The organism is Arthrobacter antibioticus, from assembly GCF_030063205.1.
GTDB lineage: Bacteria > Actinomycetota > Actinomycetes > Actinomycetales > Micrococcaceae > Specibacter.
The window spans coordinates 1-22,356 of sequence record NZ_JASISQ010000010.1 but is presented as its reverse complement, the minus strand read 5'-3'; the positions used below and the strand labels follow the sequence as shown (position 1 = coordinate 22,356).

Genomic DNA, 22,356 nt, shown 5'->3' with positions numbered 1-22,356 from the left:
GCGACCAATTTGGTTCGTTGTTTGTTCTTCCTGAAATCCCACGAGTGCGGTACTTTAAAGACATGTTAAAGGGATTCAGAGATTTCATTATGAAAGGCAACGTCGTTGACCTTGCCGTGGCCGTTGTTATTGGTGCTGCTTTTGGAGCAGTTGTTAATTCTCTCGTGGAAAACATTTTGATGCCGCTCATTGCCGCATTGTTTGGTGCTGCCGATTTCGATAGCTTCGGACTAGTTTCTCTCAATGGCGTGGACATCAAATTCGGTGTTTTCCTGACCGTCTTGGTCAATTTCCTCATTGTTGCCGCGGCCATTTACTTCATGGTTGTCCTGCCAATGAATCACATGATTGCCCGTCGTAATGCGAAGCTCGGCATCAAGGACGAAGAGCCAACGGTTGAACCGCAGATTGAGCTGCTCACCGAAATCCGTGACGCACTCAAGGCCCAGCCCTCTGGTGGACAGCATTCCCCCTACGTCTAAAAACTTCTAAATAAAGGAGGCGGCAACCCTGTTGGGTTGCCGCCTCCTTTATTTGTAGAACGCTTAGAGTGAAAGCTCTGCTTTTACAACCAGCACAAGGTCATTGCAAATTCTTTCAGCGGTGGCAACGTCTCCGGCTTCAACCATGACGCGCACAAGTGCTTCCGTTCCTGAAGGACGCAGGAGCACTCGTCCGGTATCCCCCAACTCGGCTTCGGCCCTAGCCACTGCGGCGTTGATGGCCGGCACTGATGAGGCACGGTTCTTATCCACATTCTTAACGTTGATCATGATCTGCGGCAGCTTTGTCATGGCGGCGGCCAATTCTTTTAGAGTCCTACCGGTCTTCGCCACTTGTGCAGCCAGTTGGAGGCCGGTCAGCAGGCCATCACCTGTGGTGGCGTATTTGGAGAAGATCACATGACCGGATTGTTCTCCGCCGAGCGTGTAATCTCCTCTACGCATCTCTTCAAGCACGTAGCGGTCCCCAACACCTGTTTCACGTACGGTGATACCGGCATCGCGCAAGGCTATCTTCAACCCAAGATTGCTCATCACTGTGGCAACCAGCACGTCATCTTTGAGTTCTCCTGCGGCCTTCTGCGCTAAAGCAAGGACAGCCATGATCTGGTCACCATCAATGACGTTACCCTCATGATCAACGGCCAGGCAGCGGTCAGCGTCGCCGTCGTGGGCAATGCCCAGGTCGGCACCGATGCTCAGCACAGTTTCCTGCAGCAATTCCAGGTGCGTGGAACCTACCCCGTCGTTTATGTTCAACCCGTCCGGGTCAGCCCCTATGACAGTGACCTGCGCACCGGCATCGGTAAATACCTGTGGGGAACATCCACTCGCTGCGCCGTGGGCGCAGTCAAGAACTATTTTCAAACCATCTAGACGGTGTGGCAAGGTGCCCAACAGGTGCAGGACGTACCGATCCTCAGCATCGGAGAAACGCTGGATGCGCCCAACGCCAACACCAATGGGCCTGAAGGCGTCCCGTTGGAGTTGAGCTTCAATAGCATCCTCAACGTAATCCGGCAGTTTAGTGCCGCCACGTGCAAAGAACTTGATGCCATTATCCGGGGCCGGGTTGTGCGAGGCGGAGATCATCACGCCAAAGTCAGCACCCAGATCTGCAATGAGGAACGCGGCGGCGGGTGTGGGCAGCACTCCTGCATCATAAACATCCACGCCGGCACTTGCCAGGCCCGCTTCCACGGCAGCACCGATGAACTCACCGCTCGCTCTGGGGTCGCGGGCAATGACAGCCCGGGGACGCTTGCCCTCACTCATTTGTTCGTGACCAAGGACCACCGCAGCAGCTTGGGCAAGGGACAAAGCCAATTCAGCCGTCAGCAGGCCATTGGCCAAACCGCGGACACCGTCTGTTCCAAATAATCTTGACATCCACTTCAGTCTAAATCATGGAAGCTACAAATCCGTCACCATGGCCCGGCGCTTAGCCCATGGCGCGAAAAATTCCCCACCCAGGTACGCGCATGCTAGAACAAAAAAGCCCCCACTCGAAACGAGCGGGGGCTTTTTTGGCAAGCGCGGATTTAGCGCTTGGAGTACTGCGAAGCCTTACGAGCCTTCTTAAGACCGGCCTTCTTACGCTCGATGACGCGTGCGTCACGAGTCAAGAAGCCTGCCTTCTTCAGGGTTGCACGGTTGTTCTCAACATCGATCTCGTTCAAGGAACGAGCAACGCCCAGACGCAACGCGCCGGCCTGGCCTGAGGGGCCACCGCCGTGGATACGGGCCCACACATCGTAGGATCCGTCCAGATCAAGAATACGGAACGGGTCGTTAACTTCCTGCTGGTGCAGTTTGTTCGGGAAGTAGTCGGACAGTTCGCGGCCGTTGACGATCCACTTGCCTGTGCCAGGAACCACGCGTACGCGGGCAATTGCCTGCTTGCGACGGCCAACAGCGGCACCGGATACTGTCAGTGCCGGGCGTTCCTTCTTGGGTGCTGCATCTGCTGCAGCTGAGCTTTCGCTCGTGTAGCTAGTCAAAACTTCTTCCTCAGCCACAACGGCCTCGGTGTTCAGCTCTTCAGTGTTCTGAGCCACGATTCTCCTTGATTAATGATTTAGGTGTGGTGGCCAGGACTACTGGGCGACCTGGGTGATTTCGAACGTCTGGGGCTGCTGGGCACCATGGGGGTGCTCTGAGCCGCGGTAGACCTTCAGCTTGCTGATTTGTGAATTACCAAGCTTGGTCTTCGGGAGCATGCCAGCGATGGCCTTCTCCACTGCACGAACCGGGTTCTTCTCCAACAGTTCTGCATAGTTCATGCTGGACAGACCGCCCGGGAAACCCGAGTGGCGGTATGCACGCTTCTGTTCGAGCTTGGCGCCTGTCAGGGCAACCTTCTCGGCGTTGATGATGATGACGAAATCGCCCATATCCATATGGGGAGCGAAGGTCGGCTTGTGCTTTCCACGCAGCAGTGTTGCGGTCTGGCTGGCAAGACGGCCCAAGACAACGTCGTTGGCATCGATGATGTGCCACTGACGGTTGATATCGCCGGGCTTCGGGGTATACGTACGCACGGTTTTTGCCTTCGTTTCTTGTTCTTAGGTGGTGTCACAGATGGTTGACACCTGCTATCTATGCGTTTACCGGAACAGAGGTGAGGGCTCCAACACCAGTCATCCTTACACTTCCCGATGACGCCCGCTCAGTGGTAGTCCTGCAACCGGACCTGTAGCGGGCGCGTGGTATCGAGATAGGACACGCACAACGACTACCAACGATAACGTTAATATAGCCCTCAGGTCAAAGCGAGGTTCCGCCTACTGTGCTCAGGGACCTTCGCGCCCTTGTCAGTACGGCCCGTTCGGCAAGTTCTTCCATGTCGGGATAGCTGACTTCTTCCAGGATTAGCGGATGTGCGTCCGCTAGAACGGACTTTGCATCCCTTATCCCCGCCAATTGGCGTTCCCGTATCCAATGCGGACCTTCCACCCCACGGCCCACCCGCAGTGCCGCACCGGTTAAAGCCCGGACCATATTGTGGCAGAAAGCATCAGCCTGGATGTTGATTTTAATCACACCATCATCCCCCCGGAAAAAATCGAAACGCTGCAATGTCCTGGCAGTAGTGGCACCCTCCCGAGGCTTGGCAAAGGCTTTAAAGTCTCCAAAACCCAGGAGTTCCTGCGCGCCGGCGTGCATAAGGTCCACGTCCAAAGCATCGTTGAACCACAGAGTCTGTGCGCGGTGCAAAGGATCGCGTCTGGTTACCCCGTCCGCTATCCGATAACTATAGCGACGCCACAGCGCCGAAAAGCGGGCATCAAACCCCTTCCCCGCCGGGGACACCCGCTGGATGGCAACGGAGCCTCCCACTTCCCCCAAAACCCAACCGATAGCGCCGTTGAAGCGTCTGAGCATAGCTAGAGAAGGATCATTGGCGTCCTGACGGGCAAAACCGTCCCACTCCTGCACTGTGATGTCACAGTGGGCTACCTGTCCGCGGGCGTGGACTCCTGTGTCGGTACGCCCGGCCACGGTAAGGCGCACGGGTCGTCGCAGAACTAGTGCTAGCGCCTCTTCGATGCACCCCTGAACCGTCCGCAAGCCAGGCTGGATAGCCCACCCGCTGAAGGGCCCGCCGTCGTAAGCCAGGTCTAAACGAACACGCACCAGGCCTTGTTCTTCGGGTGAGAGTCTGGGGTTGTACATAAGTCAATTCTATCGCTGGTGTGTGCGCCTCCCGCTGAGGGATGCCTTGGTGAAAAACAAAGGACCCGCCACCCTTACGGGCAGCGGGTCCTTCGTGCTAAAACTTTAGCTTTCGCGCAAGTTCTACTTGGTCTCTTCAGCAGTTGCTTCGTCAGCTTCAGGTGCAACTTCGTCAGCTACAACTTGCGTCTCTACAACTTCTTCGACCGGAGCTTCTTTAGCCGGGGCGGCCTTGGCGGCGGCTGCGGTAGCTTCCTTCACAACGGCCTGCTTGGCGCTGACCGGCTCCAGAACGAGCTCGATGACAGCCATGGGGGCGTTGTCGCCCTTGCGGTTACCAATTTTGGTGATGCGGGTGTAGCCGCCGTCGCGGTTCTCCACAGCCTTGGCGATGTCGGTGAACAGCTCGTGGACAATGCCCTTGTCGCTGATCAGGCCGAGAACGCGGCGGCGTGAAGAGAGGTCTCCACGCTTTGCGAATGTAACCAATCGCTCTGCGTAGGGGCTCAGGCGCTTAGCCTTGGTCAGGGTGGTGGTGATCCGCTTGTGCTCGAAAAGCGAGGCGGACAGGTTCGCGAGCATCAAGCGCTCATGAGCCGCTCCGCCTCCGAGGCGGGGACCCTTGGCGGGTGTTGGCATGGTGTTTCTCCTCAAGTGTCAGCCGAACCATGAGCGGACACATCAATTGTGTCCGCCCGGTCGGCTAAAAATTTGTTGTTCGAACTTAGAGCTCGTCGTCGCCAAATGCGTCGTCGTTCTCATCAAGTGCTGCGGCACGGGCGGCCAGATCAAACCCTGGAGGAGAATCCTTCAAGGACAGACCAAGCTCAACCAGCTTTGCCTTTACCTCATCAATGGACTTCGCACCAAAGTTGCGAATGTCCATCAGGTCAGCCTCTGAGCGAGCAACGAGTTCACCCACGGAGTGGATGCCCTCACGCTTGAGGCAGTTGTAGGAACGAACCGTCAGGTCCAGATCCTCGATCGGCAGGGCCATGTCTGCGGCAAGAGCAGCATCCGTCGGTGACGGACCAATCTCAATGCCTTCAGCGGCGGTGTTCAGCTCACGAGCCAAACCGAAGAGCTCAACCAGGGTGGTGCCAGCAGATGCAATAGCATCCCTTGGCGAAATAGCCTGCTTGGTCTCTACATCAACAATGAGCTTGTCAAAGTCGGTGCGCTGTTCAACACGGGTAGCCTCCACGCGGAAGGTCACCTTCAAAACTGGTGAGTAGATGGAGTCAACCGGGATACGGCCAATCTCTGCATCTACGTTCTTGTTCTGAGCTGCTGAAACATAGCCGCGACCGCGCTCAATGGTCAGTTCTAGTTCGAACTTGCCCTTCGAGTTCAGCGTGGCAATGTGCATGTCAGGGTTGTGGAATTCCACACCGGCCGGGGGAGCAATGTCGGCAGCCGTAACAACGCCAGGACCCTGCTTGCGCAGGTAGGCGACGACTGGCTCGTCATGCTCCGAGGACACGGATAGTCCCTTGATGTTCAGGATGATCTCAGTGACATCTTCCTTAACACCGGGGACCGTTGTGAACTCATGCAGAACACCATCGAGGCGGATGCTGGTGACAGCAGCGCCAGGAATGGAGGACAGCAAGGTCCGACGCAGGGAATTTCCCAGGGTGTAACCAAAGCCTGGCTCCAGCGGTTCGATAACAAACCGTGAGCGATTCTCGGAAACTACTTCTTCGGATAGGGTGGGGCGCTGTGCAATGAGCACTGGGTTTTCCTTTCAGCGAGCATCCGCTATATGACGCAACACAGGTAGTGGAAATGGCGGCTGACGAGAGTTAACGGCGTCGGAGTTGGCCCCCACCAAGGGTGAAGGCCAACTCTGATACTTTAATTCTCGTTATACGCGACGGCGCTTGGGCGGACGGCAGCCGTTATGGGCGCTGGGGGTGACATCCGAGATGGAGCCAACCTCAAGACCAGCAGCCTGCAGTGAACGGATAGCCGTTTCGCGGCCCGAGCCCGGACCCTTTACGAAAACGTCAACCTTGCGAAGGCCATGCTCCTGTGCGCGCTTGGCAGCTGCTTCAGCAGCCATCTGTGCAGCGTACGGAGTTGACTTACGCGAGCCCTTGAAGCCAACTTCACCGGCGGAAGCCCATGAAATGACTGCACCGTTAGGATCCGTGATGGAAACGATGGTGTTGTTAAAGGTGCTCTTGATGTGCGCCTGGCCTAGCGCAATATTCTTTTTATCCTTGCGACGCGGTTTACGAACCGCTCCACGAGTCTTTGGGGGCATTTTATTCTCCTACGAAAGTTTATTGAGGGGTCGGCATGGGTTGAACCACACTTGCCAGCATCTGAAAAACGGCTTCAGCAGTTTTTCTATACCGGTTAGCGGGATCTACTTGCCGGCCTTCTTCTTGCCTGCGACGGTACGCTTCGGACCCTTGCGGGTGCGTGCGTTGGTCTTCGTGCGCTGGCCATGCACGGGCATTCCGCGACGGTGGCGGATACCCTGGTAGCTACCGATTTCAACCTTGCGGCGAATATCAGCTGCGACCTCGCGGCGAAGGTCACCCTCAATCTTGTAGTTACCCTCGATGTTGTCACGCAACTGAACGAGTTCAGCGTCAGAAAGGTCCTTGACACGAACATCCGGGGAGATCCCGGTTTCGGTCAGAACATTCTTCGCACGGGTCTTGCCCACGCCGTAGATGTAAGTAAGCGCTACTTCCAACCGCTTTTCGCGGGGAAGGTCTACGCCAGCGAGACGTGCCATATTTGGCTGCTCCTTGGTGTTTACCGGAGGTCGTAGACAGTACACCCGCATTTTTGAAAGATGCGGCCCTGGCCTCCGACCAGGGGTCCGTTGATACGGTTGCGGATTGCTCCGCCTTCGTCCAACTTGTGCTGCCTTATTATTTTACTTGCGTGAGCATTTGCTCAGGGATTCCTCGAAAACGAGGAGATTAGCCCTGGCGCTGCTTGTGGCGCGGGTTCTCGCAGATCACCATGACTCGACCATTACGGCGAATCACCTTGCACTTATCGCAGATCTGCTTGACGCTCGGCTTGACCTTCATGGCATTCCTTTGCGTGATTACAGTTGTGGTTATTTGTAGCGGTAGACGATACGACCACGTGTCAGGTCGTACGGGCTCAGCTCCACCACAACTCGGTCCTCAGGAAGGATACGAATGTAGTGCTGGCGCATTTTTCCTGAGATATGGGCAAGAACGATGTGCTTGTTCGTCAGCTCAACACGAAACATCGCATTGGGCAGCGCTTCAGTCACAACGCCCTCGATCTCAATGACCCCGTCTTTCTTGGCCATATCCTCCGCTAACTTTGTTGCGCCGACATAGACGGTCCCGAAAGGAACCGGTTTCAGATCGGCGTTCGATTTGCTACTAATTATTGTTTATCCGCATGTACTCAACTTCAATGGCTTGACGCCATGACAAGCTGGGCACCCCACAGGCTAGCAGGCACAGACAACCAACAACCTACTCTAGTGCAATTGTGCAAATATGTTAAATTGGCCTCCTCAGTCTTGCTGGAGGGTAAGGCTGCAGGGAACCTGCCGGAGTTGTTACTGGTTTGGCCGAAGCAACGCCATCGAGGATAGCCAAGCGCACAGCCTCTGCGGCAGCACTTTGAAGTTCAATCATTGATGCGACCGGAATTGATGGATGTTGCACTAACTTTTCGGCGCACGTAGACAGCGCAAAGATGGTGTCGCCGTCGGCCAGGGTATGGACGGGGTTTAGCGCTCTCGCCATCCCGGCGTGAGCGGCAGTGGCCGTGCGTTTAGCGTCCGCAACACTCATGAGCGCGTTGCAGGCAACCACTACCAGGGTGGTATTCAACCCCTCCCCCGAAACCACAGAAGTTTCGCCTTCCCGCCAAGGGACGCCGGCAGCATTCACTACGGCCAGGGCCCCTACTATGATGTGCGCGTTGCGGCCCGTTAGACGCACCGATGCTGTTCCCAACCCGCCCTTGTAACCTCCGGCACCGATGACTGCCCCTGTTCCGGCACCAACATTTCCGCGGACGACGGCGGCACCCTCGGCCGTGCCTGCAGCGTCCAGGGCCGCTTCGTACCCCATCTCTGCCGTGGGTCGCGCGGAAAAGTCACCGCCTCGGCCAAGATCGAAGATGGCTGCGGCCGGAACTATGGGAACCACTCCCCCTGGGACCGCAAAGCCTCGCCCGTTTTCTTCACACCAACGCTGTACGCCGCCGGCAGCGGCCAGCCCGTAAGCACTGCCGCCTGTCAACGCCAAGGCATCCACGGTAGAGACCATGGTTGTTGGATCTAGCGCATCTGTTTCATGTGTTCCGGGTCCGCCGCCACGAACATCTACGGAGCCGATAGTGCCCGGTGGAGGTAAAACAACGCTTACCCCGGTAAGCCAACCATCGCAACTGCGTTGGGCCTGACCAACACGGATGCCCGGGACGTCAGTGATAGCCCCCGTTTCGGTTTTTGCCTGTGACATCAGCTGAACTCCTTGGTTGTGCCAGTGCGTATCCCCGCAATTATCTCTTGCTTTGCACTGCAACACCATCCCGCCCACTGGTGCGCGCGCACTTCACGCTTCTGCTGTTCGCCTACCTCGCACCACGAAAGAGCGCCTGCCCTCGCGCACCACCTGCTGATTGGCAGTTGGTTCGCGAGGGCAGGCGCTTGCTTACGTTTGAGGAATATCCTCCAGCCGCCGCTGCACGCTTAGCTCTACAAGTACGGCTTGACGTTGCTCTCGTAGGACTTTGCGATCGATGCTGAAGCTGTAGCAAATGCCTCGGCAGGATCACCCTTCTGCAACATGATCTTTTCCAATGCTGTGGTCAGGTCCTTGTCACCGTTGGGAACAAACACACGGCCCCAATCTTGCACACGCGTTCCGGCGAGCTGATCCACGGCTGTGCGGAACTGCGGGGTTTTAGCATAGACGGCCTTCATGGTTGCCCCCTCCAGTGCTGAGGTACGCACAGGCATGTACCCGGTGTTCGAGGAGAAATACGCCGTATTTTCTGCATTGGTCAGGAACTTCAAGAACATTGCCGCCGCCAACTGCTGCTCGGGCGACTTGCCCGCCGGGATGGCCAAGCCGGTGCCACCTGTGGGGCAAGCCGGTCCCTTCTTGCCTTCTGGGAGAAAACCCGTGCCGACCTCAAATGTAGATGAAGCAAGGATGCCCGTGAGCGAGCCTGTGGAAGCAATGGTGCACCCGGTGAGTCCTGCGCCAAAGTCCGCCACTTGATCCTTTGCAGTGACCGCTGCCGATTTGTCTTCGTAAACAATTTTCTGCAGGTACTTGGCTGCCTCGATCGCTTCTGGCGTATCCAAGGTCATGTTCCAGTCCTTGGAATACGCACCGCCTGCTCCCCACAGCATGTTGCAGAACCACCAAGCGGTCCAAGAGGTGCCCTTGCCCAGGCCCAGAGGAGTAACCTCTGTGGCAGCCTGAATCTTGGGTGCCCACTGATCAAACTCGTCCCACGTCTTTGGGGCGCGATCGGGCAGGCCGGCCTTCTCCCATACAGACTTATTGAAATAAAACAGTGGTGTGGAACGGGCGTACGGGACTGCCCAGTGCGAATCCGAGAATTCGTAGTCGTCATACAACGTGGTGTTAAAGTCCGCGCTATCGAATTCCAGATGTTTGCTTAGCTCATCCAAGGGCAGAATCTGGCCATTGATCATGTACCGGAACCACCATACGTCACTGGCAATGACGAGGTCCGGGACGTTACTGGAGCCCGATGCCGCTTGGAACTTTTGTGCAACCTCATCATAATTGGCCCCGGCAGTGACGAGGTTGACCTTGATCCCGCTCTCGGCCATGAAGCGCTTAATAATTTCAGATTCAATCTCTTTGGAAGTGCCGGGGTGGTTGGACCACCAAGTGATCTCCTTCGCAGGAGTGACAGAGGTCCAATCGATGGCCTTGGCTGTGGCCGCGCCGCCGGCCTCACCAACGGCAGGTCCGCCACAGGCAGCCAAGGCGGCCGAGCCACCCATGAGAGCAGCAAGCTGGAGCAGCTGGCGGCGGTTTAGGTTTGCAAAGGGTGAAGCTGACATGGTTTTCTCCTTGAATTGGGTACTGCCCGCTCAGAGGGCAGGGAATTGCTTAGCACGGTTGAACTGGGTGAAAAGTACTGCCAGAAGGGCGGCGTTGGGAGGTTCCTTATCCGGTGACGGCGCCGGAGGTGAGCCCAGTGACGATCCTGCGCTGAAGCATAAAGAACGCAATCAGCACGGGCGCAGTTATGAGCACTGTTCCTGCCATGAGGACGCCCCAGTTGGTGACGCCGTCATTGTTCTGCAACAGCGTCAAGCCCACGGGCAACGTCATCATTTCGGCCTTGTCGACCACCAACAGTGGCCAAAGGTATTCGTTCCATTCGGAAACTATCGAGACCAGCGCAACAGCGGCGATCGTGGGAGCCGAGATCGGCACCACAAAACGCCATAACCGAGTCCAGTGGCTCGCACCGTCAAGGGCTGCCGCCTCCAAAATGGGAAGAGGCAATGATAGGAAGTGCTGGCGGAATAGGAAGGTGCCAAAGGCGCTGGCTAGTCCGGGCAGGATCAGGCCCTGGTAGGTATTGATCCAGCCCAAGTCCGAGATAAGGGTGTAGTTGGGGATAATGACGATTTGTTGGGGCACCAGGAGAGCGAACACCACAAGTCCGAACACGAATTTCTTGAACGGAAACTCTAAAAATACAACGGCGTATGCGGTGGTCAAGCCCAGAGAGATCTTCAAGGTGGCGCCAATAATAGTTGTAATCAGCGAGTTGATGAAGAAATTACCGAAAGGTACTGCGGCCAATGCGCCGAAGTAGTTGGAGAGCTTGAAAGACTCCGGCACCCACTGAATTGGCACAGTATAGATTTCTTCGGGCTGCTTGAAGCTGGCAAGCAGCATCCACACAAGTGGCAGAATCATGACAGCCATTGCCAGGATCATCATGAGGTAACCGCCGATCCGGGGTTTGGCCCGCCCTGTTTTCGTCGTTGCCCGTACCTTTGATGGCCCAGTCATTCCGGGATCCTTGAGCGTGGGCAGGGGCGGCGTATTCTCCAGCTTCACGGTATTTTTCTTTCGAACATCCAAGCTCATCAGTAGTGGACCTTCTTCTGGATAACCAGCATCTGTACGGCTGTGACCACTAACAGGACAAAGAACAAGATGGTCGCGATCGCCGAGGAATATCCGGCACGGCCGGTGGCGAAGCCTTCTTGGTAAATCTGGTACATCATGGTGGTGGTGCCTTCCAGTGGCCCTCCTTTAGTCATTGCCTGGATAATGTCAAAGGATTGTAAAGAGCTCAGTAAGGTGGTCACTGAGAGGAAAAATGTGGTGGGCCCAAGCAGCGGTAAAACCACATTGTAAAATGACGCGAAGGCTCCAGCGCCATCGAGCCGAGCGGCTTCGAGAAGGTCCTTTGGCACGGCTTGCAGCGCGGCCAGATAGATGAGTGCCACGTATCCGACATTTTTCCAAAGGTAGACAATGATGATCATGGGCAGCGCCCACTGAGGATCGTTGTACCAATCAGGGGACCCCATCCCGAGGGCCTTTAAAACCCCGCCAAGAACGCCAAAGTTCGGGTCGAAAACAAAGAGCCAAAGCAGTCCTACAGCGACTCCTGACAACACATAAGGTGCAACGACTACCGTGCGCACCATGCCGGTACCGCGGAGTTTACGGTTTAGCAACAGGGCCAGTGCCAGGCCCAAGACCATGCCTCCGGCCACAGTGGTCAGTGTGAAGATTACTGTCACTCGCACCACGTTTGCGGTGGCCGGATCGCCAAACCAATTGACGTAGTTCTCCAGACCGATGAAACGGGCGGTCGCCGAGCCAATGTTCCATTGCAGCAGCGAGTATTGCAGCGACTGCACAAGGGGCTTGTAGGTAAAAATGATGAGCAAAGCCACGTTCGGACCTGCGAATGCCAGAAACAGAAGCCACGATTTCCAGGGTGTGCGCCTTTTGCGCAGGACCAAGGTACCGTCATCGTGGTTCCGCCCGGAGGAAGATGACTCCAAATGGAGCGTTCGGGATGGTGACGTAGCTGAAACGACTTGCGCCATGAACCTAGTTTCCCGCTACTGAAGTGGAATCTGTGCTCCGGACGGTGCCAGGAACTTTAGCAGTTTGGATCAGCGCCGGGTCGTCGGTGCAGAGTGCATCAATACCCATTTTCTCCAGGTCCAGGGCCCGTCCGGTGTCGTTGACTGTCCAGACCCAGGCCTGAAGCCCCGCGCTGTGAATAGTTTCAATATCATCTTCCTCCAGTCCCCGTTCACAGACGGAGACACCTTCACCGCCGTTGTTGAGGGCAAAGGCTATGGCCTCAGCGAGGCCTCGACCAGCAAACTGTTCCAGAATGGCACTCTGGGGTAAGTGCGCACGTACTTTTTCAAGTTTGCCAATACATAAGGGGTACACCTTTGCATTAGGAATCCTGGCTGCTAAATCTGCTAAGGAGTTCCAGTTAGCTGACGAGGCAAACCAGTCCAATCCGGCTACTTGGGCAACAGCTTCGCAAACAGGCCCCGCTGAAGTGGGGTCCTTGAGCTCAATGTTGACGCATACCTTGCCAGCTGCCAGCTTGAGGACTTGAGCCAGCGTAGGAACAAATTCTCCACGGCCTGCATCGAGCAGACCCAACTGCCGAGCGGTGAACTCTCTAATGCTTCCAGTTCCGTTGGTCGTGCGGTCGGCTGTGTCGTCATGAATCACCACGGGGATTCCGTCCGACGAGAGCTGTACGTCCAGCTCAATACCGTCGACACCTAGCTCAATGGCACTGGCGAAGGCGGCAAGTGTGTTCTCCGGCAGATGCGCTGAAACTCCGCGGTGGGCATAGATGCGCATGTGTTGACACTCCTCATAGTTTTGGTCACAAGGGCGGGCCGCGTTGTTGCAGCGGGCTCCCCTTTGGCTTCAGTGACCAAGCTACGGAAGGCAATGTATTTTCTGGTATCGACCAGGTGGACGGCAGGCAAACACAATCTAAATAGTTATGCCCACTTTTGCGCAGTTGCTAGAGGAAGGCGTACCAACAAGCAGATCATGAGACTTTCGCTTGAAATCAGCGGCCGTGCAGGCAGCCCGGAGACTTGGGGCCACTCACGAATATAAGAGTAAGGGCGTGGTTTGAAGTGCTTAATGACTGTTCATAATTTTGTGAATACAGAAATTTGTGTAGTCTTTTTGTATGGAAACTGTTGCTCACTGGTCGGTACTTGGCAGATTTGGTCATGCTCTCTCTGACCCCAAGCGGGCCCGAATACTTTTGACCCTGCGCAACGCTCCGGCATATCCGTCCGATTTGGCGCAGACCCTGAACATCAGCCGGCAAAGCCTTTCCAACAATTTGGCATGTCTTAGGGGCTGCGGTCTGGTGGTGGCAGTTCCGGAAGGGCGGCGAACTCGTTACGAGTTGGCGGATGCGAAGATCGGCCATGCCCTGACGGACCTGCTAGCCGTTGTGCTCACAGTGGACCCGGAGTACTGTGCAGCCGCAGCTACCGAAGACTGCTGCTGATGACCGCCACGAATCCGCTGTACACCAGAGCGCCCACAGGTGAGCGCCGCCGTATCCTAAACCGCAGGATCAGGCTCTTCATCGCAGCTACTATCAGCTACAACATCGTCGAGGCCGTCATTGCTCTCTCAGCAGGAACGGGCGCATCCTCCAGCGCACTCATCGGCTTCGGTTTGGATTCCATAGTGGAAGTATCCTCTGCGGCCGCTCTGGCATGGCAGTTCAGCGCCCACGATCCCCAGACTCGTGAAAGAACGGCCCTGCGCATCATTGCACTGTCTTTCTTTGCCCTCGCAGCTTTCGTCGCCACCGATGCTCTCACTTCATTGTCTATGGGTACAGTAGCGGAACACTCCAGTGTGGGTATTGTCCTCGCCGCGCTCAGCCTGGCGATCATGCCCTTGCTGTCTTGGGCGCAGCGTCGGGCTGGACGTGAACTTGGTTCGCGATCCGCAGTCGCCGATTCAAAACAAACTCTCCTTTGCACGTACCTATCGGCGGTGCTTCTGGTTGGTCTGCTTCTCAACAGCGCGCTGGGATGGGCGTGGGCCGATCCCATCGCCGCCCTCGTAATTGCTGGTGTTGCAATCAAGGAGGGTCGCGATGCGTGGCGAGGTGATACCTGCTGCCCACCGATGCACCACGACGACAACGCGGACACAGAGCCCGCCGATGAATGCTGCGCATCAGATCCCGAAAACAAGGTCTCAGGCGTTGAGAATGACGAATGCTCTTGCTAAGCAGTTAGGTCCCCACGCCCATGGGACGCTCGTTTCTACTCGCTCTGCGAGCATGGGGAGGAGCTGGGTGGGCCCACGGCTCCGAGGGACCCGATGTGAGCTTGCGAGCATGGGGAGGAGCTGGGGACTAGTCCAGCGGAACCGGAGTGACTCCCAACGGCGAAAGCCGCGCCGCACCGCCGTCGGCCGCGGTAAGTACCCAGATACCTTTGGCGTGAACAGCCACCGAATGTTCCCAGTGCGCAGCGCGGGCCTTATCCGCTGTCACGACGGTCCAGTCATCGGAAAGCGTGATCGTTTCCAGTCCTCCGCGAACCAGCATCGGCTCGAGCGCCAGGCACATGCCGGGTTTGAGCTTGGGTCCACGGTGCTTGGATGAATAGTTCAGCACGTCCGGAGGCATATGCATAGCCGATCCGATGCCGTGACCGACGTAATCCTCGAGAATCCCAAGTTCCTGACCCGGCTGTGAAGTGACGTACTCGTCGATGGCGTCACCAATGTCTCCCACGTATTTGGCCGTGGCCATGGCTGCAATACCGCGCCACATGCTTTCTTCGGTGATATCGGAAAGACGGCGATCTGCCGGATCCTCAGCGTCCGGACCTCCAACAATAGTGCTGCGGGCGGAATCTGAGTGCCACCCTTCAACAATCGCACCCCCATCGATGGAGATCAGGTCCCCTGCCTTCAAGACTCGGGAGCCGGGGATCCCATGGACCACTTCCTCATTGACAGAGGTGCAGATGGAGGCGGGGAAGTCGTAGTAGCCCAAGAAATTGGAGGTGGCTCCAGCCTTCTTCAGCTCTGCGGCAAAGATCGCATCCAGCTTACCCGTGGTGACACCTGGTGCGGCTGCCGCAATCGTCTTGTTCAAGGCAGCGTCAAGAATGAGCCCGCTGCGGTGCATGATCCGCATTTGATCGATGGTCTTGTATTCAATTTTTTGCTGGCCAAACGCCATGAAAGATCCTTTCGCTAAAATGGTTGAGGGCTCCTCCCCGTAATGCGGGAAGGAGCCCTCCTTCACAACCCGGCACCTCTGCGGCACCGTTGATAAAGCAACAAACTTACTGAGACTGACTAAACGCTTTTAATGGCTTCCATGATCCGTGCTGTCACGTCATCCATCTCGCCTAGTCCGTCAACCTTGGCCAGAATGCCGCGCTCCGCATAGCGGGACACTACAACCTCAGTTTGTTCGCGGTAGAGATCCAGACGGTGACGAATGACGGCTTCGGTGTCATCGCTCCGGCCGGTTTCACGGGCACGGCCCAACAAGCGCTTGACGAGTTCTTCATCGTCAGCAGTTAGCTGGATAACAACATCCAAGTTGGCCGAAGCCGCACCTAAAATATCGTCAAGTTCATCTACCTGAGGGGACGTACGCGGGTAGCCATCCAGCAGGAAACCCTCCGCAACATCATCTTGGGCAAGCCGATCCCGAACCATCCGGTTGGTCACGCTGTCAGGTACAAAGTCACCGTTGTCCATGTAGGTCTTCGCTTCAAGTCCCAAAGGTGTTTCACCCTTGACGTTGGCGCGGAAGATGTCACCGGTGGAGATGGCTACAATGCCAAGCTCCGCACAGATTCGTTCTGCCTGTGTGCCTTTACCTGACCCGGGAGGTCCAATAATCAGCATTCTTGTCATCGCAATAACCCTTCGTAGTGGCGCTGCTGGAGCTGTGCATCAATCTGCTTCACCGTCTCCAAACCAACACCCACAACGATCAGGATCGAGGTGCCACCGAACGGGAAGTTCTGGTTGGCGCCCACCATGACCAAAGCGATGAGAGGAATCAAAGCGACAATACCCAGGTAAAGCGAACCTGGCAGTGTGATGCGTGAAATAACGTACTGGAGATAATCCTGTGTGGGCTTCCCTGCACGGATGCCGGGGATGAACCCACCGTACTTCTTCATGTTGTCTGATACTTCTTCAGGATTGAAGGTGATCGCAACGTAGAAATAAGTGAAACCAATGGTCAACAAGAAGTACATCAACATGTAGAACGGGTGATCGCCACGGGTGAGGTAGTTGTTGATCCATTCGATCCACACAGGAACTTCAGTGGCGTTGGCAGGAGTAGCGAACTGTGCCACCAGTGCTGGCAGATACAACATCGAAGAAGCAAAAATTACCGGGATCACACCGGCCATGTTCACCTTGATGGGAATGTACGTGCTGGTGCCGCCCATAGTACGGCGGCCAATCATCCGCTTTGCGTATTGCACAGGTACACGTCGCTGTGACTGCTCAACAAAGACAACCAAAGCCACTACGAGGAGCCCAATGACCATAACGGTGAGGAAGGTACCCCAACCCTGGGTCTTCAGGATGGCACCCAAGGAGGTGGGGAACTGTGCTGCAATAGCAACAAAGATCAGCAAGGACATGCCGTTGCCGACACCCTTTTCAGTGACGAGCTCCCCCATCCACATGATCAACCCGGATCCGGCAGTCAGTGTGATGATCAGCAGCAGGATCGTGATCAGGTTATCGTTCGGGATCAACGCACCAGGAGAGCCTGCGGCACCACAACCGGCAAAGAGTTGTCCAGATCGCGCCAACGTCACCAAAGTGGTTGCATTGAGCAACCCCAAGGCGATGGTGAGGTAACGGGTGTACTGCGTCAGCATCCCCTGACCCTGGGCACCTTCAAGGTGCAGCTCCTGGAAGCGGGGGATCACTACGCGCAGCAGCTGAACAATGATGCTGGCCGTGATGTACGGCATGATTCCCAAAGCAAAAATGGAAACCTGGAGCAAGGCGCCGCCACTGAACAAGTTAACCAGCTGGTAGATACCCTGGCTTGTGTCAGCAGCATTCACGCACTGTTGGACATTTCGATAATCAATTCCAGGCGATGGGATAAAAGCACCCAAGCGGAAGATGGCAAGAATTCCCAGCGTGAACAACAACTTGCGTCGCAGATCAGGCGTGCGAAAGGCGCGGCCAAATGCGGTAAGCAAGCGTCCTCCTGATGTCTAGTAATGGCGTTGGCATCTCAAATGAGGTCCAAGGAAAGAGTCTAATACGTGATCTGATCCGCTTCGGAACTGTGACGGCGTGCCACGTCCAAGGCGTAAAGCGCATGGCACAAGGCTAACAACACGAAAGACCCCTGGCGGACGGAACTTCAGCTCCGCCCACCAAGAGTCTAGTCGTTAGATGTGACCATTTTTGAACTTATTACAGTTCGGTAGTGGTGCCACCTGCAGCAGTGATCTTTGTAACCGCGCTGGAGGAGAATGCGTCAGCAGCAATATCAACCTTGACGGTGATTTCGCCGGTGCCAAGCACCTTCACGAGCTGGTTCTTACGAACCGCTCCCTTTTCAACCAGAGCTTCGACGGTGACAACGCCACCTTCAGGGAAGAGCTCGTTCAGCTTGTCCAGGTTTACAACCTGGAACTCAACGCGGAACGGGTTCTTGAAGCCACGCAGCTTGGGCAAGCGCATGTGCAACGGCAACTGGCCGCCAGCAAAGCCAGCCTTTACCTGGTAGCGAGCCTTGGTACCCTTGGTACCGCGACCTGCGGTCTTACCCTTGGATCCTTCACCACGGCCAACACGGGTTTTAGCCGTCTTGGCACCGGGTGCCGGTCGCAGGTGGTGAACCTTCAGTGCGTTCTGCTTTTCAACAGTCTCAGCAGTGTTTTTTTCAGCCACTTTACTTCGCCTCCTCAACCTTGATCAGGTGCGGAATCGTGTTGACCATGCCAACAGTCACTGAGTCTGCAACGCGAACGACGGTGTCGTCAATGCGCTTCAAACCCAATGAACGCAGCGTGGCCTTCTGGTTCGCCTTGGCGCCAATGACGCCCCTGATCTGAGTGATTGTCAGCTTCTTCTCAGAAACCTGGATGTTCTTCGGTGTAGTCATTACAGACCTGCCTTTTGCATATTGCGCAACAGCACAGCCGGAGCAACTTCATCCAAAGGCAGGCCGCGGCGAGCCGCAACAGCCTTGGGGTCTTCCAGACCCTTCAATGCAGCAACAGTTGCGTGAACAATGTTGATTGCATTTGAGGAACCCAGTGACTTGGACAGCACGTCATGGATGCCAACGCATTCCAAGATGGCGCGAACCGGACCACCGGCAATAACACCGGTACCAGCTGCAGCCGGACGCAACAGTACGACGCCGGCAGCGGCTTCACCCTGTACGCGGTGCGGAATGGTCTTGCCCACCAAGGGAACGCGGAAGAAGGTCTTCTTGGCCTCTTCTACACCCTTGGCGATAGCGGCCGGAACTTCCTTGGCCTTGCCATAGCCGACGCCAACCAAACCATTGCCGTCACCGACGATGACAAGTGCAGTGAAGCTAAAGCGACGACCACCCTTGACAACCTTGGCGACACGGTTGATGTTGACTACGCGCTCGATGAACTGGCTTTTTTCAGCCTCGCGTCCACCGTCACGACCACGGCCGCGGCCACCGTCGCGACCGCCTTCGCGGCCTCCACGAGCACCGTCGCGACCGCCACGGCCACGGGCGCTGTCGGCGCCTGGTGCTGTCTCGGTCTTCGCGGCTGCACCGTCAGCTGCAGTTGCTTCTGACACAGTGTTCTCCTTGTTAATGTTTTCGGTCACAGTGCCAGACCGCCTTCACGTGCGCCATCAGCAATGGCTGCGACACGGCCGTGGTAACGGTTTCCGCCACGGTCGAAGACAACAGCTTCAATGCCGGCAGCCTTGGCGCGCTCGGCAACGAGCTCACCAACGCGCTTGGCCTTGGCAGTCTTGTCACCTTCGAAAGTGCGAAGATCTGCTTCCAGGGTTGATGCAGACACTAGGGTCAGACCCTGTGTGTCATCGATGACCTGCACGAATACGTGGCGGGCTGAACGGTTTACCACAAGACGCGGACGTACTGTGGTGCCGCTGACGCGCTTACGTACACGCAGGTGACGACGGCCGCGTGCTGCGGCCTTGGACTTTCCTCTTACGGATAGTGCCATGTTACTTACCAGCCTTTCCGACCTTGCGGCGGATGATTTCGCCGGCGTAGCGTACGCCCTTACCCTTGTACGGGTCGGGCCTGCGCAGCTTGCGGATGTTGGCAGCAACTTCGCCCACCTGCTGCTTGTCAATGCCTGACACGGAGAGCTTAGTGGGGCTCTCAACAGTCAGTGTGATGCCCTCGGGAGCCTCAATGGCAACCGGGTGGCTGAAGCCCAGAGCGAACTCCAGGTTCGCGCCCTTGGCGACTACGCGGTAACCGGTACCAACAATTTCCAGCTTCTTCTCGTAGCCCTTTGTGACACCTGTGATCAGGTTGTCAATGAGGGTGCGAGTCAAACCGTGGAGTGAACGCGAGTTGCGCTCATCGTTGGGTCGAGCAACCGTGACGGTGTTCTCTTCGAGTGCAACCGTGATGGGGCTGGCAACTGTAAGCTGCAGCGTTCCCTTCGGGCCCTTGACGGAAACCAGGTTGTTATCAACCTTGACCTCGACGCCGGCAGGCACGGAGATGGGGAGACGTCCAATACGTGACATGAGTTCTTTCCCTTCTCTCTCTACTACCAGACGTAGGCGAGGACTTCCCCACCCACGCCCTTCTTGGCAGCCTGGCGGTCGGTCAGCAGACCGGAAGACGTCGACAAGATGGCGACACCCAACCCACCCAATACGTTGGGGAGGTTAGTGGACTTCGCGTATACACGCAGTCCGGGCTTGGAGATACGGCGCAGCCCAGCGATTGAACGCTCGCGTGCGGGACCGTACTTCAAGTCAATGGTCATCTTCTTGCCAACTTCGGCGTCTTCAACCTTCCACGCAGTAATGTAACCCTGCGCCTTCAGGATGTCGGCGATATGGCCTTTAAGCTTGCTAAACGGCATGGTCACGGTGTCGTGGTGAGCCGAGTTTGCGTTGCGCAGACGCGTAAGCATGTCTGCGACAGGATCTGTCATTGTCATTTGGGCGCTTGCCCTTCCTCGTAACGGTTTCCTTCGCGCAATGCACTTTCACCAGCATTAAATACTGGGGAGCTGCATCCGCAGAACGGACCTTTTACGTAGATTATTTATCTTCGGATTTAAACGGGAAGCCGAGCGCCTTGAGCAGCGCGCGGCCTTCGTTATCGGTCTTGGCTGTGGTAACGACCGTGATGTCCATGCCGCGTGTGCGGTCAATGGAATCCTGATCGATCTCGTGGAACATAACCTGCTCGGTCAAACCGAAGGTGTAGTTACCGTTGCCGTCAAACTGCTTGCCACTGAGGCCGCGGAAGTCGCGGATACGGGGCAGAGCAAGAGTGACCAAGCGGTCCAGGAATTCCCACATGCGGTCTCCACGCAGCGTGGCGTGGCAACCGATCGGCATGCCTTCGCGCAGTTTGAACTGTGCGATCGACTTGCGAGCCTTGGAAACCTGAGGCTTCTGGCCGGTGATAGCTGTGAGGTCGCGAACGGCGCCGTCGATGAGCTTGGAGTCCTTAGCGGCATCTCCAACACCCATGTTGACAACAACCTTGACCAGGCGCGGAACCTGGTTAACGTTCCCGTAGCTGAATTCCTCAACCAGGCTCGACTTGATCTCCGCTGCGTAGCGGGCCTTCAGGCGAGGAGTGATCTTTGGCGTGTTCTCTGCAACTGCGGCGCTCATGCCAGGTCCTTCCCCGAGGTCTTGGCAACGCGGATACGTACTTGACGCTCGCGGCCATCGCGCTCAACGGTGTCGATGCGGTAGCCAACGCGAGTTGGCTTCTTCGTGGACGGGTCCACTACAGCAACGTTGGAGATGTGAATGGGTGCCTCGACGCTCTCGATGCCACCAGTGTTGGTGCCACGTTCGGTCTGACCGGCTTTGGTGTGCTTGGTGACACGATTAATTCCTTCAACCAACACGCGGTTGGTTTCGGTGTTAACCATCAGGACCTTGCCCTGCTTGCCACGGTCGCCGCCACGTTCAGCCTTGGCGCCTGTGATGACCTGAACCAGGTCACCCTTCTTGATCTTTGCCATAAGTTACAGCACCTCCGGAGCCAACGAGATGATCTTCATGAATTTCTTGTCACGAAGTTCACGGCCAACCGGGCCGAAGATACGGGTACCACGAGGGTCACCGTCAGTTTTGAGAATGACAGCTGCATTCTCGTCAAACTTGATGTAGGAACCATCCGCACGGCGGCGTTCCTTCTTTGTGCGAACGATGACAGCTTTTACGATGTCACCCTTCTTTACGTTACCGCCGGGAATTGCGTCCTTGACGGTTGCGACAATGGTGTCGCCAATGCCTGCGTAGCGGCGCCCAGATCCACCGAGAACGCGGATTGTCAAGATTTCCTTGGCACCCGTGTTGTCGGCGACCTTAAGCCGCGACTCCTGCTGAATCACTAGTATCTCCTGTTCGTCGCGCCGGTTCTTGGCCATAAATCATCTATGGATAAGCCTCGCGGAACGTATTGATCGGGATGTCTCTGAACGTGCCTGGATTTTGCCAAAACACGCCTAAACTCTTCATGCCAACTGCACTTTCCGCTCCGGGCTATTGCGTGAAAAATCCACGCGCCAGACGGCAGTTTGTAGTGGCACGAACGTTTACGAGGTAATCGCGCGCCTAACTTTCGCGACCGTAAACGGTCACACGGAAAAAGCGCAGCAATAAATAATCCTAGCACGACGCCGGTACCCGGGGGTACGCTGCCAGCCACCCAGTGCGTTACCTCCCCCACACCGCGCGCCTTCGCGCAGGTATCGGCATTCGCTGGGCGTCACCCGAGACTTGAACGGCGTCGGGCATTGGATGTTAAACGAGGGTTAGCGGCCATAATGTGTGTATGCAAAGTGGCTTTTGACCAGTAATCATATGGGATGCAGGGCCTTGTACATGCTTTGAAAGCATGTATGGTGACAGTTCCCAAGAACCACCCCCGTTGTGGT

General features: G+C 56.4%; 30 protein-coding genes. 3 read left to right on the top strand and 27 right to left on the bottom strand.

Annotation, left to right across the window (positions count from 1 at the left end; translation table 11 throughout):
- Nucleotides 1-62 precede the first annotated feature (62 nt).
- Nucleotides 63-482: a large conductance mechanosensitive channel protein MscL gene (mscL, locus tag QMG40_RS16320; protein WP_283532177.1), complete on the top strand. Its 420-nt coding sequence runs from the start codon at nucleotides 63-65 to the stop codon at nucleotides 480-482.
- Between the two features lie 63 nt (nucleotides 483-545).
- Here mscL and glmM read toward each other — a convergent pair whose 3' ends face one another.
- From glmM to QMG40_RS16245, 15 genes are all read right to left on the bottom strand, one after another.
- Nucleotides 546-1,892, bottom strand: coding sequence for a phosphoglucosamine mutase (gene glmM, locus QMG40_RS16315; protein WP_283532176.1), 1,347 nt, complete (start codon nucleotides 1,890-1,892; stop codon nucleotides 546-548).
- Between the two features lie 152 nt (nucleotides 1,893-2,044).
- Nucleotides 2,045-2,560 (bottom strand): 30S ribosomal protein S9, encoded by a 516-nt coding sequence (gene rpsI / locus QMG40_RS16310; protein ID WP_283532175.1) that lies wholly within the window; start codon nucleotides 2,558-2,560, stop codon nucleotides 2,045-2,047.
- Nucleotides 2,561-2,599: 39 nt separating this feature from the next.
- Complete coding sequence (gene rplM, locus QMG40_RS16305) at nucleotides 2,600-3,043, bottom strand: 50S ribosomal protein L13 (protein ID WP_283532174.1); 444 nt, start codon at nucleotides 3,041-3,043, stop codon at nucleotides 2,600-2,602.
- Between the two features lie 226 nt (nucleotides 3,044-3,269).
- Nucleotides 3,270-4,178 (bottom strand): tRNA pseudouridine synthase A, encoded by a 909-nt coding sequence (locus QMG40_RS16300; protein WP_283532173.1) that lies wholly within the window; start codon nucleotides 4,176-4,178, stop codon nucleotides 3,270-3,272.
- Between the two features lie 123 nt (nucleotides 4,179-4,301).
- Nucleotides 4,302-4,817, bottom strand: a complete 516-nt coding sequence (gene rplQ / locus QMG40_RS16295) for a 50S ribosomal protein L17 (RefSeq protein WP_283532172.1) — start codon at nucleotides 4,815-4,817, stop codon at nucleotides 4,302-4,304.
- 85 nt (nucleotides 4,818-4,902) lie between these two features.
- Nucleotides 4,903-5,913 (bottom strand): DNA-directed RNA polymerase subunit alpha, encoded by a 1,011-nt coding sequence (locus QMG40_RS16290; protein ID WP_283532171.1) that lies wholly within the window; start codon nucleotides 5,911-5,913, stop codon nucleotides 4,903-4,905.
- A gap of 132 nt (nucleotides 5,914-6,045) precedes the next feature.
- Entirely contained in the window at nucleotides 6,046-6,447 is a 402-nt protein-coding gene (rpsK, locus tag QMG40_RS16285; protein ID WP_038464649.1) for a 30S ribosomal protein S11, read from the bottom strand.
- Nucleotides 6,448-6,552: 105 nt separating this feature from the next.
- Nucleotides 6,553-6,930 (bottom strand): 30S ribosomal protein S13, encoded by a 378-nt coding sequence (gene rpsM / locus QMG40_RS16280; RefSeq protein WP_283532169.1) that lies wholly within the window; start codon nucleotides 6,928-6,930, stop codon nucleotides 6,553-6,555.
- Between the two features lie 190 nt (nucleotides 6,931-7,120).
- Entirely contained in the window at nucleotides 7,121-7,234 is a 114-nt protein-coding gene (gene rpmJ, locus QMG40_RS16275) for a 50S ribosomal protein L36 (protein WP_011775570.1), read from the bottom strand.
- A 29-nt stretch (nucleotides 7,235-7,263) separates the two neighbouring features.
- Nucleotides 7,264-7,485: a translation initiation factor IF-1 gene (gene infA, locus QMG40_RS16270; protein WP_009358723.1), complete on the bottom strand. Its 222-nt coding sequence runs from the start codon at nucleotides 7,483-7,485 to the stop codon at nucleotides 7,264-7,266.
- A gap of 199 nt (nucleotides 7,486-7,684) precedes the next feature.
- Nucleotides 7,685-8,656 (bottom strand): P1 family peptidase, encoded by a 972-nt coding sequence (locus QMG40_RS16265; RefSeq protein WP_283532168.1) that lies wholly within the window; start codon nucleotides 8,654-8,656, stop codon nucleotides 7,685-7,687.
- A gap of 236 nt (nucleotides 8,657-8,892) precedes the next feature.
- Nucleotides 8,893-10,242 carry an ABC transporter substrate-binding protein gene (locus QMG40_RS16260; RefSeq protein ID WP_283532167.1) on the bottom strand — a complete coding sequence of 450 codons (1,350 nt, stop codon included), beginning with the start codon at nucleotides 10,240-10,242 and terminating at the stop codon, nucleotides 8,893-8,895.
- Nucleotides 10,243-10,348: 106 nt separating this feature from the next.
- Complete coding sequence (locus QMG40_RS16255) at nucleotides 10,349-11,209, bottom strand: carbohydrate ABC transporter permease (protein WP_283532166.1); 861 nt, start codon at nucleotides 11,207-11,209, stop codon at nucleotides 10,349-10,351.
- Between the two features lie 77 nt (nucleotides 11,210-11,286).
- Nucleotides 11,287-12,264 carry a carbohydrate ABC transporter permease gene (locus QMG40_RS16250; RefSeq protein ID WP_283532165.1) on the bottom strand — a complete coding sequence of 326 codons (978 nt, stop codon included), beginning with the start codon at nucleotides 12,262-12,264 and terminating at the stop codon, nucleotides 11,287-11,289.
- A gap of 4 nt (nucleotides 12,265-12,268) precedes the next feature.
- Nucleotides 12,269-13,051: a glycerophosphodiester phosphodiesterase gene (locus QMG40_RS16245; RefSeq protein ID WP_283532164.1), complete on the bottom strand. Its 783-nt coding sequence runs from the start codon at nucleotides 13,049-13,051 to the stop codon at nucleotides 12,269-12,271.
- Between the two features lie 343 nt (nucleotides 13,052-13,394).
- Here QMG40_RS16245 and QMG40_RS16240 point away from each other — a divergent pair, with 343 nt between their 5' ends.
- Both QMG40_RS16240 and QMG40_RS16235 read left to right on the top strand, forming a co-directional pair.
- Nucleotides 13,395-13,724, top strand: a complete 330-nt coding sequence (locus tag QMG40_RS16240; protein ID WP_283532163.1) for an ArsR/SmtB family transcription factor — start codon at nucleotides 13,395-13,397, stop codon at nucleotides 13,722-13,724.
- Complete coding sequence (locus QMG40_RS16235; RefSeq protein ID WP_283532162.1) at nucleotides 13,724-14,464, top strand: cation diffusion facilitator family transporter; 741 nt, start codon at nucleotides 13,724-13,726, stop codon at nucleotides 14,462-14,464. The genes QMG40_RS16240 and QMG40_RS16235 overlap by 1 nt, the downstream gene beginning before the upstream one ends.
- A gap of 127 nt (nucleotides 14,465-14,591) precedes the next feature.
- Here QMG40_RS16235 and map read toward each other — a convergent pair whose 3' ends face one another.
- The 12 genes from map to rplN form a co-directional block, all read right to left on the bottom strand.
- The gene (gene map, locus QMG40_RS16230; protein ID WP_283532255.1) at nucleotides 14,592-15,428 is read right to left on the bottom strand and encodes a type I methionyl aminopeptidase; all 837 of its coding nucleotides are present in this window, start codon (nucleotides 15,426-15,428) and stop codon (nucleotides 14,592-14,594) included.
- A 119-nt stretch (nucleotides 15,429-15,547) separates the two neighbouring features.
- Complete coding sequence (locus tag QMG40_RS16225) at nucleotides 15,548-16,108, bottom strand: adenylate kinase (protein ID WP_283532254.1); 561 nt, start codon at nucleotides 16,106-16,108, stop codon at nucleotides 15,548-15,550.
- A 5-nt stretch (nucleotides 16,109-16,113) separates the two neighbouring features.
- Entirely contained in the window at nucleotides 16,114-17,439 is a 1,326-nt protein-coding gene (gene secY, locus QMG40_RS16220) for a preprotein translocase subunit SecY (protein WP_283532160.1), read from the bottom strand.
- A 220-nt stretch (nucleotides 17,440-17,659) separates the two neighbouring features.
- Entirely contained in the window at nucleotides 17,660-18,139 is a 480-nt protein-coding gene (gene rplO / locus QMG40_RS16215; RefSeq protein WP_283532159.1) for a 50S ribosomal protein L15, read from the bottom strand.
- 1 nt (nucleotide 18,140) lies between these two features.
- Nucleotides 18,141-18,353 carry a 50S ribosomal protein L30 gene (gene rpmD, locus QMG40_RS16210; RefSeq protein WP_283532158.1) on the bottom strand — a complete coding sequence of 71 codons (213 nt, stop codon included), beginning with the start codon at nucleotides 18,351-18,353 and terminating at the stop codon, nucleotides 18,141-18,143.
- The gene (gene rpsE / locus QMG40_RS16205; RefSeq protein ID WP_283532157.1) at nucleotides 18,353-19,033 is read right to left on the bottom strand and encodes a 30S ribosomal protein S5; all 681 of its coding nucleotides are present in this window, start codon (nucleotides 19,031-19,033) and stop codon (nucleotides 18,353-18,355) included. The genes rpmD and rpsE overlap by 1 nt, the downstream gene beginning before the upstream one ends.
- A 26-nt stretch (nucleotides 19,034-19,059) precedes the next feature.
- Entirely contained in the window at nucleotides 19,060-19,431 is a 372-nt protein-coding gene (rplR, locus tag QMG40_RS16200) for a 50S ribosomal protein L18 (protein ID WP_283532156.1), read from the bottom strand.
- A gap of 1 nt (nucleotide 19,432) precedes the next feature.
- On the bottom strand, nucleotides 19,433-19,969 hold the full coding sequence (rplF, locus tag QMG40_RS16195; RefSeq protein WP_283532155.1) for a 50S ribosomal protein L6: 537 nt from the start codon (nucleotides 19,967-19,969) through the stop codon (nucleotides 19,433-19,435).
- 23 nt (nucleotides 19,970-19,992) lie between these two features.
- Entirely contained in the window at nucleotides 19,993-20,391 is a 399-nt protein-coding gene (gene rpsH, locus QMG40_RS16190; protein WP_283532154.1) for a 30S ribosomal protein S8, read from the bottom strand.
- A gap of 103 nt (nucleotides 20,392-20,494) precedes the next feature.
- Nucleotides 20,495-21,079: a 50S ribosomal protein L5 gene (rplE, locus tag QMG40_RS16185; protein WP_283532153.1), complete on the bottom strand. Its 585-nt coding sequence runs from the start codon at nucleotides 21,077-21,079 to the stop codon at nucleotides 20,495-20,497.
- Nucleotides 21,076-21,438 (bottom strand): 50S ribosomal protein L24, encoded by a 363-nt coding sequence (gene rplX / locus QMG40_RS16180; protein WP_283532152.1) that lies wholly within the window; start codon nucleotides 21,436-21,438, stop codon nucleotides 21,076-21,078. Before rplX ends, rplE begins: the two co-directional genes overlap by 4 nt.
- Before the next feature lie 3 nt (nucleotides 21,439-21,441).
- Nucleotides 21,442-21,810 (bottom strand): 50S ribosomal protein L14, encoded by a 369-nt coding sequence (gene rplN / locus QMG40_RS16175; protein ID WP_283532252.1) that lies wholly within the window; start codon nucleotides 21,808-21,810, stop codon nucleotides 21,442-21,444.
- Nucleotides 21,811-22,356: the final 546 nt, after the last annotated feature.